Raw genomic sequence first — 14292 nt, 5'->3', positions numbered from 1 at the left:
CCCCAGCGGTCAGCCCAGTGCCTGCTCCAGATCGGCGAGCAGGTCGTCGACCGTCTCGATGCCGACAGACAGTCGCACGAGATCGCCGGGAACTTCAAGCGGCGAGCCGGCAGCACTTGCGTGTGTCATCCGGCCCGGGTGCTCGATCAGGGATTCCACCCCGCCCAGCGACTCGGCGAGCACGAAGAGCTTGGCCCGGTTGCAGATCTCCACCGCGTGGTCCTCGCCGCCGGCCGCCCGGAAGGAGATCATGCCGCCGAACCGACGCATCTGCTTGGCGGCCACCTCGTGACCGGGGTGCGAGGGCAGCCCGGGGTAGATCACCTGGGCGACCTTGGCGTGCCCGTCGAGGTAGCCGGCGAGCCGCTCGGCGTTGTCGCAGTGCCGGTCCATGCGTACCCCGAGGGTCTTGATTCCGCGCAGGGTGAGCCAGGCGTCGAACGGCCCGTTGATCGCGCCCATCGCGTTCTGGTGGTAGCGCAGCTCCTCGCCGAGCGCGGCGTCGGCGACGACGAGCGCGCCACCCACCACGTCGGAGTGGCCACCGATGTACTTGGTGGTGGAGTGCACCACCACGTCCGCGCCGTGCGCGATCGGCTGTTGCAGGTACGGGGAGGCGAAGGTGTTGTCGACCACCAGCAGCGCGCCCGCGTCGTGCGCCACGCCGGCCAGGGCGGCGATGTCGGCGATGCCGAGCAGCGGGTTGGTCGGCGTCTCCACCCAGACGATCTTCGTACGGCCCGGCTGCACGGCGGCCCGGACCGCGTCCGCGTCGGACACCTTGGCCGGGGTGAACTCCAGGCCCCACCGCTGGGCGACCCGGGCGAAGAGCCGGTACGTGCCGCCGTACGCGTCGTCCGGGATGACCACGTGATCGCCCGGCTGGCACACGGCCCGCAGCAGGGTGTCCTCGGCGGCCAGGCCGCTGGCGAAGGCGAGCCCCACGGGCCCGCCCTCCAGCGCGGCCAGGCACTCCTGGAGCGCGTCCCGGGTCGGGTTGCCGGATCGGCTGTACTCGTAGCCGAGCCGGGGCGCGCCGACGGCGTCCTGCGCGTACGTGCTGGTCTGGTAGATCGGTGGGATCACCGCGCCGGTGCGGGCCTCAGGGTCCTGACCGGCGTGGATGGCGAGCGTCTCGAAGCCGTGGTTCATGGTGGTGAGGCTAGTGCCCCGTCCCGAGGGTTGGAATGGAACCCGCGCTCCCGGGCGAGGGCCGGACCGTCTGGCCCGGCCCCGCGCACCGGGGATCCGGTCAGGCGGCCGGGACGGGCAGGACGTGCAGGGTGGCCGGGCGGGCTCCGGTCCAGTCCGAGGTGACCGCGTAGACGCGGGCTCCGTTCGGAGACCAGGCCAGCCCTCCGGCGCTGAGCTCGTCGCCCAGCTCGTAGCGAACCAGTTCGGTGCCGTCCGTGGAGAACACGAAGACGTCCGGATCGTAGGCGGCGGAAGCGCCGGCGGCGATCTGGGCGCCGGTGCGCGACACCTCGACGGCGCGTGGGTACGGACCGGTGGCGTACGTCGCGGTGGGGGTGGCGATCTCGGCGAACGGGAACGCCTGCACCAGCGGCGGGGAACCGGCAGCCGTGTAGAGGGTCGCGCCGGTCGGGTCGAGGGCGATGTCCCGCAGATTGCTGCCGACGGCCGAGAACTGGTTGGTCCGCAGCAGGGCCAGCGCTCCCCCAGCGCCGATCCCGTAGGCGTACACCGACGCCGGGCTCAGCGACGGTTGCCCGGCGAGCAGCACCGACCGGTTCTGACTGGCGGCGGCCAGCAGCGGAGCATCGTAGAAATCTTCGCTGGCCACCCCGGTGCTGAGCCGGGCCGGTTGACGGCCGAGGTCGATCCGGCCGATGTTGCCGCCCCACTGGTCGCAGCCGTAGCCGAACCACAGGTAACGGCCGGTCAGCGCCAGCGACGACGGGCACTCGCCCGCGCCGGTGTCGTACCGGGCCGACTCGACCAGCGAGCCGGTGTCGAAGGCGGCGATGGCGTTGGCGGTCGGCAGCGCCACGTAGAGGGTCCGCCGGTCGGCGCTGAGCAGAAGGTCGGTGGGGCCGGGCAGGCCCGACAGGGTGCCGACCACCGTGCCGGTCGCGCTGGTCACCACGACGTCGGTGGCGGAGCGGCCACCGCTGACGAAGACCCGGTCACCGGCCGACACCACGTCGGCCGCCGTGCTCAGCGGCAGCGGGGTCGCGGTCGGCGCGGGGGCCGCCTGGGCGTGGCCCGGAATCGCGCCGCCGAGCAGCCCGGCGGTCAGTGTCGCCAGGGCCAGGGCGGCGCCTCTTCTGATCTGCAAGGTTCGTCCTTTCGGCCGGACGGCAGGCCACCACGACAGGCCGGCCGACCTCCGCGCTGATTCATCTAGATGGATGAGTACCACAGCCGGTGCGCGCGTAGGGGGCGGCGTGACCCGCGAGGTCGCGGCATAGCCTGGTCCGATGAGCGGTTGCGTGTTCTGCGGGATCGTGGCGGGTGAGGTGCCGGCGTTCCGGGTCGCCGACGAGCCCGACGGGGTGGCTTTTCTGGACACCCGGCCGGTGTTCAAGGGGCATGTGCTGGTGGTGCCCCGGGTCCACCTGGTGACCCTGGCGGAGTTGCCGGCCGACCTGCTTCCGGGCTACTTCGCGCTGGTCCGGCGGCTCGCCGTGGCGGTGGAGACCGGTCTGGGGGCCGGTGGGACGTTCGTGGCCATGAACAACAAGGTGTCCCAATCGGTGCCACACCTGCACACCCACGTGGTTCCGCGGACCAAGGGTGACGGGTTGCGGGGCTTCTTCTGGCCGCGCACCCGTTACGAAGACGACGCCGAGGCCCAGACCTGTGCAGATCGGGTGGCCGCCGCATTCCCGGGTGGGGCCTGACTCACGGCGGCGCGGGTAAGACAGGCGGACCCACCGGTGTTACACGCTGGGAGAGGTACGAGAGGAGAGTCCCACCGTGTTTTTGCGCCGTATGAACGCCGAGATGGTCTCGCCCGAGCAGGCCCTGCCGGGCCGCGCGATCGCCATGCCGGTCGCCGACCGGCATGAGGTGCTGGGTACCCCGCTGAAGGGCCCGTTCCCGGAGGGCCTGCAGGTCGCAGTCTTCGGCATGGGCTGTTTCTGGGGTGCCGAGCGGCTGTTCTGGACGCTGCCCGGGGTGTACACCACCTCCGCCGGCTACGCCGGTGGCAGCACCAGGAACCCGACGTACGAGGAGACGTGTTCCGGCCGGACCGGGCACGCCGAGGTCGTCCAGGTGGTCTACGACCCGAGCAAGATCGCATACGAGGACCTGCTGAAGGTCTTCTGGGAGAACCACGACCCGACGCAGGGCATGCGCCAGGGCAACGACGTGGGTACCCAGTACCGGTCGGCGATCTACACGACCACCGACGAGCAGCGGGCCATCGCTGAGTCGTCCCGGGACGCCTTCCAGCCGATCGTGACGCGGGCCGGCAAGGGTGAGATCACCACCGAGATCGCCCCGCTCGGCAGCTACTACTTCGCCGAGGACTACCACCAGCAGTACCTGGCTCCGACGAAGAACCCGAACGGGTACTGCAACCACGGCCCGAACGGGCTGAGCTGCCCGGTCGGCGTGGCCCGTACCGCCGGCTGACCGCCAGCCACCCGCATGACCGCGATGCCCGGCCGCCGAGAGGTGGCCGGGCATTCCCGTTTGGCGTGTGATCGAAATCCGTTGCCGAGCCCCGTCGGGACTCGATAGCGTGGCGGTACACGTGAAAGGAGGTGGTCCAGACTTGTATAGCAATCGGACTCGTGAGGTGGCTGTCAGCTAGCCGCTGTCCTCGACAGTGATCGGTCCGCCGCGAGGCGGGCACCAGCACCATCGTCGAGACCGTGTGGCAGCGGTGCGGCGAATCCACGACAGCCACCCGACCCCCGGGGTGCCGGCCAAGTCCAGCCGGCCCGCGCGAAAGCGCGGAGCGCCCCGGGGGTCGCTCCATATCCAAAGGAGCGGCGATGTCCATGCGCGAGCTGGTGGTGCTGGGAACGGCCAGCCAGGCGCCGACGCGTCAGCGCAACCACAACGGGTACGTGCTGCGCTGGGACGACGAGGTGATCCTCTTCGACCCGGGCGAGGGCAGCCAGCGGCAACTCCTGCACACGACGGTCACCGCCACCGACCTGACCCGGATCTGCGTCACCCACTTCCACGGCGACCACTGCCTCGGCCTGCCCGGCACCATCCAGCGGCTCTCGCTGGACCGCGTGGCGCACCCGGTCGCCGTGCACTTCCCGGCCGGCGGCGCCGAATACTTCGCCCGGCTGCGGCACGCCACCTCCTTCTACGAGACCGCCGAGCTGCTCGTCGAGCCGATCGAGGTCGACGGGCAGCGGATCGCCCTGGGCTGCGGCACGCTGGAGGCGCGCCGGCTGCGGCACCCCATCGAGACGTACGGCTACCGGCTGGTCGAGCCGGACGGCTGCCGGATGCTGCCGGAGAAGCTGGCGGCGTACGGCATCGCCGGGCCGGCCGTCGGCGAGCTGATCCGGGTGGGGCACCTGGACCTGGACGGCCGCCGCGTCACCCGGGACGAGGTGAGCGTGCCCCGGCCGGGGCAGCGGTTCGCCTTCGTGATGGACACCGGCCTCTGCGACGGGGTCTACGCCCTCGCCGAGCACGCCGACCTGCTGGTCATCGAGTCGACCTTCCTGGAGTCGGAGGCCGCGCTCGCCGCCGAGGTCGGCCATCTGACCGCGGCGCAGGCCGCCCGGGTGGCGACCGAGTCCGGGGTACGCCGGCTGGTGCTCACCCACTTCTCCCAGCGGTACCCGGACCCGCGCCGGTTCCACGACGAGGCGCGCGCGCACTTCGACGGCGACCTGATCATCGCCGAGGATCTGACCACCGTGCAGCTCCCGCCACGCCGGGTAGCCTCGGCCGGGTGACCGTCACGCTCCGCCCCGCCACCACTGACGACCTGATGGGGGTGGGCGCCCTGCACCAGCGCTCCCGGGTCGCCGCGTACTCGTCCTTCCTGCCGGCCGAGGCGCTGGCCGACCCCACGCCGGAGGCGATGGGGCGGTACTGGAGCGAGCGATGGAGCTGGGAGCGGGACACCCACCGAATGACCGTGGCGGAGCGCGGCGGGAAGCTGGTCGGGTTCAGCCACCTGGGCCCGGACGACGAGGACGACCCGGCGACCGGGCTGCTCAACGCGATCCACCTCGACCCGGCCGAGCAGGGGCGGGGCATCGGCCGCACGCTGATGGTGGACGCGCTGGACGCCATGCGGGCCCGGGGCTGGCGGCGGGCGGCGCTCTGGGTGCTGCGGGACAACGCCCACGCCCGCGCCTTCTACGAGCGTGGCGGTTGGACCCCCACCGGCGCGGAACGCGAGGAGCACATCGGCGCCGCCCTCACCCCCCAACTCCGCTACACCCGCGCGCTCGCGGTGTAGGACCGCCCTCGTCCCAGCACGCCGGCGATCGATGTTCGCTCTCGGCGGATCGGGGCATGCCGGCCGGCGCGACGGCGTTGGGGCCGGCATGGACAGCGATCACACCAGTTCCGGCCCGGCCGAGGAGGCCGCGCTGGACGCGTACTCCCGGGTGGTCACGACCGTGGCGGCCCGGGTGCTGCCCAGTGTGGCCGCGCTGTCGGTGCGGACCGCACGCGGAGCCGGCGCCGGCTCCGCGGTCACCGTGGGCACCGACGGTCTGCTGCTGACCAGCGCACACGTGGTGCAGGGCGCCGCCGGCGGCTCGGCGGCATTCGGCGACGGCACCGAGACGACGTTCCGGGTGGTCGGCGCCGACCCGCTCTCCGACCTCGCCGTGCTGCGGGTCGACGAGACCACCGTGCCACCGGTGGAGCTGGGCGACGCCGACGCACTGCGGATCGGCCAGCTGGTGGTGGCCGTCGGCAACCCGATGGGGCTGGCCGGTTCCGTGACCGCCGGGGTGGTCTCCGGGCTCGGCCGCTCGCTACCCGCCCGGGACGGGCGGGTCACCCGGCTGATCGAGGACGTGATCCAGACCGACGCGGCGCTCAACCCGGGCAACTCCGGCGGCGCGCTGGCCGACTCCGCCGGGCGGGTGATCGGCGTGAACACCGCCGTCGCCGGCTACGGACTGGGGCTGGCGGTGCCGATCAACGCCACCACCCGACACATCATCGCCGAGTTGACCACCGCCGGCCGGGTCCGTCGCGCCTGGCTCGGCGTGGCCGGCGTACCCGTTCCGCTGCCACCCGAGGTGACCGCACGTACCGGCCAGCGGCGCGGGCTGCGCGTGGTGGAGGTGGTGCCGGGCAGCCCGGCCGGCGTGGCCGGGCTCTACCTGGGCGACATCATCCTCAGCGCCGGCGGACGAGCGGTGGCCGACGGTCAGGGACTGCAGCGGCTGATGCTCGGCCCCGCCATCGGCACCCGGCTGCCGGTGACCGTGCTGCGCAAGGGCGCGTTCGTCGACGTCGTCGCGGTCCCGACCGAGCTGCGCGCCTGACACTTCCGGCCGTCGGGGTGCCGACGGCCGGAAGTGTCGTACGAGGCGGTTCAGTGCTCAGCGGGCGCCGAGGTGGGCCAGGAGGTCCTGGCGGGTGAGGACGCCCTTGGGCTTGCCGTCGACGAGGACCAGAGCGGCGTCGGACTTCTCCAGCAGGCCGACGGCCTCGCTGACCGGCTGGCCCCCACCGATCATCGGCAGCGGGTCGCCCATGTGCCGCTCGATGGTGTCGTGCAGGTGCGCCTGACCGGTGAACAACGCGTCGAGCAGGTCCCGCTCGGCGATGGAGCCGGCCACCTCGCCGGTCACCACCGGCGGCTCGGCCTTGAGCACCGGCAGCTGCGAGACGCCGTACTCGCGCATGTAGTCGATCGCGTCGCGGACCGTCTCGGTCGGGTGCACGTGCACCAGTTCGGGCAGCCCGCCCGGCTTGCTCGCCAGCGCGTCGGCCACGGTCGGCTCGGTGCCGGAGTTGTCGAGGAAGCCGTACCGGGCCATCCACGAGTCGTTGAAGATCTTGGAAAGGTAGCCCCGGCCGCCGTCCGGCAGCAGCACGACCACCACGTCGTCCGGGCCGGCCCGGCGAGCCACCTCCAGCGCGGCAACCACCGCCATGCCGCAGGAGCCGCCGACCAGCAGCCCCTCCTCGCGGGCCAGTCGCCGGGTCATCTCGAAGGACGCCTTGTCGGAGACCTCCACGATCTCGTCGGCGACGCCCCGGTCGTACGTCTCCGGCCAGAAGTCCTCGCCGACGCCCTCCACCAGATACGGCCGGCCGGTGCCGCCGGAGTAGACCGAGCCCTCCGGGTCCGCCCCGATGATCCGCACCCGGCCCTCGGAGGCCTCCTTGAGGTAGCGGCCGATGCCGGAGATGGTGCCGCCGGTGCCGACGCCCGCCACGAAGTGGGTGAGCCCGCCCTCGGTCTGCTTCCACAGCTCCGGACCGGTCGTCTCGTAGTGCGAGCGCGGGTTGGCCGGGTTGCTGTACTGGTTGGGCTTCCAGGCGCCGGGGATCTCCCGGGTCAGCCGGTCCGAGACGTTGTAGTACGAGCGCGGGTCCTCCGGGGCGACGGCGGTCGGGCAGACCACCACCTCGGCGCCGTACGCCCGGAGCACGTCCTGCTTGTCCTGGCTGACCTTGTCGGGGCAGACGAAGACGCAGCGGTAGCCCTTGAGCTGGGCCACCAGGGCCAGCCCGACGCCGGTGTTGCCGCTGGTCGGCTCGACGATGGTGCCGCCGGGCTTGAGCAGGCCGGCCGCCTCGGCGTCCTCCACCATCCGCAGCGCGATCCGGTCCTTCACCGAGCCGCCGGGGTTGACGTACTCGACCTTGGCGAGCACGGTGGCCTGGATGCCCTCGGTGACGTTACGCAGGCGTACCAGCGGGGTGTTGCCGATCATGTCGACGACGTTGTCGTAGTACTGCACGATGTGCCCTTCGTTGCGGCGCCGGCGATGGCGGCCGGGCAGACGTTTCCTCGCCGCCCAGGGTACGTGCCGTCAGGGCACCAGCCCCCCGGGGATGACCGAGCTGCGTCGGGCCTCCCACTCCAGGAAGCGATCGGTCTCGGCGAGTACGCTCCCGGCCAGCCAAGTGATCATGACCGCGTCGTCGGCGAGCCCGAAGATCGCCAGTGGGATCTCGGGGAGCAGGTCGATCGGCGAGACGATGTACGCCGTCGCCGCGGTCATCAGGGCCAGCCGGAGGCCGCCGTCGTACTCCCCGCGGGCGGTGGCCCGGATCATCCGGGGCAACGCCGCCAGCCTCGCGCCCAGCGACGGCCCGCCGCGCGCCCCGGCCGCCAGTGCCCGGGCCAGGGCCGTGAACGCCGCGCTGCGCTTCAGTGTCTTCCCCATCGTCGCGCTCCTCTCCGCCGGATCAGCGTGGCGGGTCGGCGCAACTCCGCCGGCCTCCTCCGGACAGGTACCCCGTCGCGTCGGTTTCCAGGCACCCGCGAGCCGTCACGACGACAGCGGCGTGTCGGCCCGGCGAGATAATGTCGTGGTATGGGGGTGGCTGGTTCCGTCGTACCCGTTGATCCGCGCTGGCGGCAGGCCCGGCGGGTCGCCCGTCTGGCGGCCATCGGCACGGGCGCCACGGCGGCGGCCGCGATCGCGACCGGCGGGGTGCTGCTCGGCCAGGCCCGCCAGGCCCGGCGCACCATCCCGATGGCCGAGGCGCCGCCGCCGCGCTGTGACGGGATGTACGGCGCGAAGTTCCCCGGCCCGGCGCTCACCATGGTCGTGCTCGGCGACTCGTCGGCGGCCGGCTACGGGGTGCACCGCCGCCGGGAGACGCCCGGCGCGCTGCTCGCCACCGGCCTGTCCCGAAGGCTGCACCGGCCGGTGCGGCTGCACCGTTTCGCGGTGGTCGGGGCCATCTCGGCGGTGCTGCGGCACCAGGTGGAGGCGGCGCTGGACCGCCAGCCCGACATCGCCGTGATCCTGATCGGCGGTAACGACATCACCAACCGCACCCCGCGCGGGCTGGCCGTGCGCTATCTGGTCGAGGCGGTCCGCACGCTGCGCGACGCCGGTTGCGAGGTGGTCGTCGGCACCTGCCCCGACCTCGGCGCGATCCGCCCGATCCAGCCACCGCTGCGCTGGCTGGCGCACCGGTGGAGCCGGCAGCTCGCCGCCGCGCAGACGGTGGCCGTGGTCGAGGCGGGCGGCTGGACGGTCTCCCTCGGCGACCTGCTCGGTCCGCGCTTCGCCGCCGAGCCACACCGGATGTTCGCCTGGGACCGGTTCCATCCCTCCGCCGAGGGGTACGCGGTGGCCGCCGCCGCGCTGCTGCCGACGATGCTCTCCGCGCTCGGCGCGGGGCAGGAACGACGGGTCGCACCGACACCCGGCGAGGGCGTACGGTCGCTGCCGGAGGCCGCGCAGGAGGCGGCCCGGCACGCCGGCACGGAGGTCAGCGGCACCCAGGTCCGGGGCCACGACCACGGGCCGGCCGGTCGGTGGGCGCAGTTGCGTCGCCGGGCGTTCTTCGGTGTCGGTGCGGTGCCGCAGCGCGGGGCCGCCCCGGACACGTCGACAGTGGAGGGACTGGCATGAACGAGCGCAGCGGGCGGGACGTGACCGCCGGTTTCCCGGTCCGGCTGGGTCGGGCGGCGGCGCTCTCGCTGCTCGCCGGCACCGTGGGCGGTGCTGCCGTCCTGGCCGGCGAGGCGTTCGTCGCCCGACACCGGCGCTACGCCCAGCCGGAGCTGGGGCTGGCGCTGCGGGCCACGATCGGCCGGGCTGGCGCGCCGCCGCTGCGCCTGGTGCTGCTCGGCGACTCGTCCGCGTTGGGCGTGGGCGTCGACCGGCTCGAGGACACCATCGGCGGGCAGTTGGCGAACCTGCTCGCCGAGGGCCCGACCGGGCGGCGGGTGCACCTGTCCAGCGTCGGCGTCTCCGGGTCCCGCTCGACGGACCTGACCACCCAGGTGGCGCGGGCCCTGCTCGGCGAGCGGCCCGACGTGGCGCTGATCCTGATCGGGGCGAATGACGCCACCGGCCTGCGCCGGCCCGCCGACGCGGCGGCGTACCTCGGTGCGGCGGTGCACCGGTTGCGCGAGGCGCGGGTCGAGGTGGTGGTGGGCACCTGCCCCGACCTCGGCGCGGTGCGCGCCATCGCGCCCCCGTTGCGTCAGGTGGTCGGCTGGTCCGGGCGTCGCATGGCCCGCGCCCAGACCACGGCCGTGCTGGATGCCGGCGGCGCGGTGGTCGATCTGGCCACCGAGACCGGGCCGGTGTTCCGGGCCGACGCGGGGACCCTCTGCCACGACGGCTTCCATCCCTCTGCGGACGGCTACCGGGTGTGGGCGCACGCCCTGCTCCCCGCCGTCGCGGCCGCCGCAGCGGTCGACTCCCGACGCTAGATCGACCGGGCTCGGGGTGACATTTCCCGCCGGGCCGGCTTCTTCCGCGCCAAGTTACCGGCGGGTTAACGTGGGTCCATGCCGATTGAGTCGTCCCGCGACGCCGTCATCGTCGCCACCGCCCGCTCCCCCATCGGCCGGGCGCACAAGGGGTCCCTGCGCGATGTCCGCTCGGACGACCTCGCCGCGACCATCGTCCAGGCGGCCCTGGACAAGATCCCCCAGCTCGATCCGACCACGATCGACGACCTCTACCTCGGGTGCGGCCTGCCCGGCGGCGAGCAGGGCTTCAACATGGCCCGCGTGGTGTCCACCCTGCTCGGGCTGGACACCGTGCCCGGCGCCACGCTGACCCGCTACTGCGCCTCTTCCCTGCAGACCACCCGGATGGCCATGCACGCGATCCGGGCCGGCGAGGGCGACGTGTTCGTCTCCGCCGGCGTGGAGATGGTCTCCCGGTACGCGCGGGGCAGCTCCGACGGGCTGCCCCCCGAGGCGCAGGCGCTGGTCGGCGGCGGCTGGGAGAACCCGCGCTTCGCGGCGGCCGGTGAGCGCTCGAAGCGTCGCGCGCAGGGTGGCGCCGAGGTGTGGGCCGACCCGCGCGAGTCCGGCGAGCTGCCGGACATCTACCTGACCATGGGGCAGACCGCGGAGAACCTGGCCCAGGTGTACGACGTCACCCGCGCCGACATGGACGCGTTCGGCGTCCGCAGCCAGAACCTCGCCGAGAAGGCCATCGCCGACGGCTTCTGGGCCCGGGAGATCACCCCGGTCACCACTCCGGACGGCACGGTGGTGAGCACCGACGACGGTCCGCGGGCGGGCGTCACCCTGGAGGGCGTGTCCGGCCTGAAGCCGGTGTTCCGTCCGGACGGTCGGATCACCGCCGGCAACTGCTGCCCGCTCAACGACGGCGCTGCCGCCGTGGTCATCATGAGCGCCCAGCGGGCCGAGGAGCTCGGGTTGACCCCGCTGGCCCGCATCGTCTCCACCGGCGTGACCGCGTTGTCGCCGGAGATCATGGGCCTCGGTCCGGTCGAGGCGTCCCGGCAGGCGCTGCGCCGGGCCGGCATGACCATCGACGACGTCGACCTGGTCGAGATCAACGAGGCGTTCGCCGCGCAGGTCATCCCCTCCTACCGGCAGCTGGGCATCCCGGAGGAGAAGCTGAACGTGATGGGCGGCGCGATCGCGGTCGGCCACCCGTTCGGCATGACCGGCGCCCGGATCACCGGCACCCTGCTCAACGCCCTCGAGTGGCACGACAAGACCATCGGTCTGGAGACCATGTGCGTCGGCGGCGGTCAGGGCATGGCCATGGTGCTGGAGCGGCTGAGCTGAGCTCAGAGACGGTCGGGAAACCTCGGGGCGGCGGCCGCGGGGTTTCCGGCAGTCTCCTAGAGCGCGCTGCGGGTCGCCGTCACCTCGGCGGCGGCCCGCGCCAGCACCTCGGCACCCGGGCCGGCGGCAACCAGGTCCGCCGCGACCACCCGTAGCTGGTCGGGCAGGGCCAGGTCGTTGTCCAGCCGCGGCACCACCCGGCGGGGTGCGCCCTCGGCGTCGGCGGCCAGGTTGGCGATCTCCTGCACCAGCCGGTGCATCAGGTCGGCGCGGGGCATGTTGCCGGTGGTCGCCACCGCCGCCCAGCGCGGCTGCTCCCAGTGCCCGACCTGACGGACCAGCAACTGCACCGCCTGGTCCAACTCCGCTGCGCTCATCGCCGCCGAGTCTACGGCCGGACGGCGCGGAGCCCGAGATCGACTCGATTTCCCGGACATCGGCGTATCACCGCGACCGGGAGACCCCGACATCAGGAAAACCGAGTCGATCATGCACGGCCGGGTTAGCGGCGCAGGTAACTGAGCAGCCGCAGCAGCTGCCAGTAGAGGAAGACCAACCCGGTGAGCAGTCCGAACGCGCTCAGCCACGCGTACCGCCGGGGTCGACCGTCGCGCACCGAGCGCTCGACGAGATCGAAGTCCAGGATGAAGCTGAACGCGCCGGCGATGATGGCCACGACCGAGAAGGCGTACGGCAGCCAGCCGACCTCCCCACTGACGCTGTAGACCGCCAGCCCCGGCCGCCCCGAAATCAGGTACGACACCAGGTTGACCACGCTGAGCACGGCGATGCCGAGCAGCGTGCCGATCACCAGGCGGGCCAACCGGGGCGTCGCCCGGATGATCCGGGCCCGGTAGAGCGCCGCCATGCCGAGAAAGACGCCGAAGGTGCCGGCCACCGCCTGCACCACGATGCCCGGATAGACCTGTTCGAAGGTACGGCTCGCGACCCCCAGCAGCAGGCCCTGGAGAAGGGCGTAGCCGACGATCGGCACAGGGTTGGTGATCCCCCGCAGCGAGATGACCAGGACCAGTGCGATCGAGGCGAGCGCGCTGCCGGCAAGCGCGGCGCCCAGCCACACGGCGTCGGGGATCACCGCCCAGGAGACCGCCGCGGCCGCGCCGGTCAGCAGCAACAACCCGACGGTACGAACCACCACGTCGTCGACGGTCATCGCCTCGACGTCGCGGGCACCGAGCACCCGGGCCTCCAACCGGCCGGTCTCGTCCAGCCGGTTGAGCACCGGATTGTTGCTGCGCACCGCCGCCTCCTTCGCCCGCGTACCCCCAGGGCGTGTGTCAAAGTCCCTGCCGGCCTGCGACGGGCCCAGACGACGACCGGCCGCGTTGGGAATCGGTCCGGATACAACACCGGTATCCGGACCGATTCCCGCCTCGCCGGTCCGCCGCCTGGACTCCGCCTCGGCTCGACCGAGGCTTTGACACACGCCCTCGCAGTCACTCTGCCCCGGGCGGACCGGCGGCGGCGGGTAAACGGCACGGCCGGCGCAGACGACGGCGCCCGCCCCCGCGGAAGCGGAGGCGGGCGCCGGTCAGCAGCGCGGACGAGGTCAGTCGTCGCCCTGGAAGTAGCTCAGCAGTCGCAGGATCTCGATGTAGAGCCAGACCAGGCTGACCAGGATGCCGAAGGCGGCCGTCCAGGAGTAGCGCTGCGGCAGGCCCATCCGGACGCCGTCCTCGATCTCCTTGAAGCTGAGCACGAAGCTCAGCGAGGCGACCACGATGCACACCAGGCTGAAGCCGATCGCCAACGGGCTGCCGTCGCGCAGACCGGTGTTGACGCCGAACAGGGCCAGCACCAGGTTGATCAGCATGACCGCGAAGAGGCCGACCATCACCGCGATCATGCCCTTGACGAAGGCCGGGGTGGCCCGGATGACCTTCGCCCGGTAGAGCATCGCCATCAGGAAGAAGATCCCGAAGCTGGCCGCGGCGGCCTGGAGCACGATGCCGTCGTACGCCGTCTCGAACGCCTTGCTGACCATGCCGACGAAGACACCCTCGACGACCGCGTACGTGATGACCAGCGCCGGGTTGGCCATCCGGGAGAACGAGATGATCAGGCCGAGCACCAGGCCGACGACCGCCGCGCCGATCCAGGCGGCACCGACCAGCGCGTCGGGCACGAGCACCCAGGCGGCCGCGGCGGAGATGCCGAGGATGCCGAGCAGGGCGACGGTCTTGACCACCACGTCGTCGACGGTCATGGGCGCCACGGTGGGGGGCGCTGCCGGGTAACCGGCCTGGGACGGGTACTGCTGGGGAATGCCGGGCTGTCCGTACGGCCCGGTCGGGGCGTACCCGGCGGAACGCTCCCGCTCGGCCGCCTGGCCGAGCCGGGCGAGCACCGGGTTCGAGGTCTTCACTGTCTGGCCTCCCTCAGGGGGTCGTTTGCACGTGAACGTGCCCTCCAAGAGTAAACGGCCGGACCAACTCCTGGTGATCACGAATGAGAATGTGTCCTGGCCCCGCTGGTGCCCGGGGCGGGGGTCGAACCCGCACGCCTTGCGGCAGCCGCTTTTAAGGCGGCCGTGTCTGCCGTTCCACCACCCGGGCGGGTGGCACCGGCGCGCCGACACGCACGGTGCAGTGTCACCGTAGCCGGTT

General features: G+C 72.6%; 15 protein-coding genes and 1 tRNA gene. 8 read left to right on the top strand and 8 right to left on the bottom strand.

All coding sequences use genetic code 11. The features are described from left to right. Positions 1-9: 9 nt before the first annotated feature. Positions 10-1152: a cystathionine gamma-synthase gene (locus tag EAD89_RS09505; protein ID WP_121654522.1), complete on the bottom strand. Its 1143-nt coding sequence runs from the start codon at positions 1150-1152 to the stop codon at positions 10-12. A gap of 100 nt (positions 1153-1252) precedes the next feature. Then, entirely contained in the window at positions 1253-2299 is a 1047-nt protein-coding gene (locus EAD89_RS09500) for a hypothetical protein (RefSeq protein WP_121675454.1), read from the bottom strand. A 142-nt stretch (positions 2300-2441) separates the two neighbouring features. On the opposite strand from EAD89_RS09500, the gene EAD89_RS09495 reads away from it, so the two are divergent. The 5 genes from EAD89_RS09495 to EAD89_RS09475 all read left to right on the top strand — a co-directional run bounded on the left by EAD89_RS09495 (position 2442) and on the right by EAD89_RS09475 (position 6455). Continuing rightward, positions 2442-2864 (top strand): HIT family protein, encoded by a 423-nt coding sequence (locus EAD89_RS09495; RefSeq protein ID WP_121654524.1) that lies wholly within the window; start codon positions 2442-2444, stop codon positions 2862-2864. A 76-nt stretch (positions 2865-2940) separates the two neighbouring features. Further along, a complete protein-coding gene (msrA, locus tag EAD89_RS09490) occupies positions 2941-3603 on the top strand; it encodes a peptide-methionine (S)-S-oxide reductase MsrA (protein ID WP_121654525.1) in 663 nt (220 codons plus the stop codon). A 365-nt stretch (positions 3604-3968) separates the two neighbouring features. Then, the gene (locus EAD89_RS09485) at positions 3969-4898 is read left to right on the top strand and encodes a ribonuclease Z (protein ID WP_121675453.1); all 930 of its coding nucleotides are present in this window, start codon (positions 3969-3971) and stop codon (positions 4896-4898) included. Continuing rightward, on the top strand, positions 4895-5410 hold the full coding sequence (locus EAD89_RS09480; protein WP_121675452.1) for a GNAT family N-acetyltransferase: 516 nt from the start codon (positions 4895-4897) through the stop codon (positions 5408-5410). The genes EAD89_RS09485 and EAD89_RS09480 overlap by 4 nt, the downstream gene beginning before the upstream one ends. 88 nt (positions 5411-5498) lie before the next feature. Then, a complete protein-coding gene (locus EAD89_RS09475) occupies positions 5499-6455 on the top strand; it encodes a S1C family serine protease (RefSeq protein ID WP_121654528.1) in 957 nt (318 codons plus the stop codon). Positions 6456-6512: 57 nt separating this feature from the next. Here EAD89_RS09475 and EAD89_RS09470 read toward each other — a convergent pair whose 3' ends face one another. Together EAD89_RS09470 and EAD89_RS09465 are read right to left on the bottom strand one after the other, a co-directional pair. Further along, positions 6513-7883: a cystathionine beta-synthase gene (locus EAD89_RS09470; protein WP_121654529.1), complete on the bottom strand. Its 1371-nt coding sequence runs from the start codon at positions 7881-7883 to the stop codon at positions 6513-6515. A gap of 72 nt (positions 7884-7955) precedes the next feature. Beyond that, positions 7956-8312, bottom strand: a complete 357-nt coding sequence (locus EAD89_RS09465) for a YkvA family protein (RefSeq protein WP_109820283.1) — start codon at positions 8310-8312, stop codon at positions 7956-7958. Positions 8313-8462: 150 nt separating this feature from the next. Here EAD89_RS09465 and EAD89_RS09460 point away from each other — a divergent pair, with 150 nt between their 5' ends. From EAD89_RS09460 to EAD89_RS09450, 3 genes are all read left to right on the top strand, one after another. Then, complete coding sequence (locus EAD89_RS09460; protein WP_121654531.1) at positions 8463-9515, top strand: SGNH/GDSL hydrolase family protein; 1053 nt, start codon at positions 8463-8465, stop codon at positions 9513-9515. Further along, a complete protein-coding gene (locus tag EAD89_RS09455; protein WP_121654532.1) occupies positions 9512-10324 on the top strand; it encodes an SGNH/GDSL hydrolase family protein in 813 nt (270 codons plus the stop codon). Before EAD89_RS09460 ends, EAD89_RS09455 begins: the two co-directional genes overlap by 4 nt. Positions 10325-10402: 78 nt before the next feature. After that, complete coding sequence (locus EAD89_RS09450; RefSeq protein WP_121675451.1) at positions 10403-11665, top strand: acetyl-CoA C-acetyltransferase; 1263 nt, start codon at positions 10403-10405, stop codon at positions 11663-11665. 56 nt (positions 11666-11721) lie between these two features. On the opposite strand, the gene EAD89_RS09445 is transcribed toward EAD89_RS09450, so the two are convergent. From EAD89_RS09445 to EAD89_RS09430, 4 genes are all read right to left on the bottom strand, one after another. Beyond that, entirely contained in the window at positions 11722-12042 is a 321-nt protein-coding gene (locus EAD89_RS09445; protein ID WP_121675450.1) for a hypothetical protein, read from the bottom strand. A gap of 125 nt (positions 12043-12167) precedes the next feature. After that, the gene (locus EAD89_RS09440) at positions 12168-12926 is read right to left on the bottom strand and encodes a Bax inhibitor-1/YccA family protein (protein WP_121675449.1); all 759 of its coding nucleotides are present in this window, start codon (positions 12924-12926) and stop codon (positions 12168-12170) included. A gap of 309 nt (positions 12927-13235) precedes the next feature. Further along, positions 13236-14051, bottom strand: a complete 816-nt coding sequence (locus tag EAD89_RS09435) for a Bax inhibitor-1/YccA family protein (protein ID WP_121654536.1) — start codon at positions 14049-14051, stop codon at positions 13236-13238. Between the two features lie 106 nt (positions 14052-14157). Then, positions 14158-14241, bottom strand: a tRNA-Leu gene (locus EAD89_RS09430). Positions 14242-14292 lie beyond the last annotated feature (51 nt).

The sequence above is a fragment of the Micromonospora sp. BL4 genome, assembly GCF_003667505.1.
Classification (GTDB): domain Bacteria; phylum Actinomycetota; class Actinomycetes; order Mycobacteriales; family Micromonosporaceae; genus Micromonospora.
Note: the sequence above shows the minus strand (reverse complement) of the source record. Positions and strands in the feature narration are given on the sequence as shown.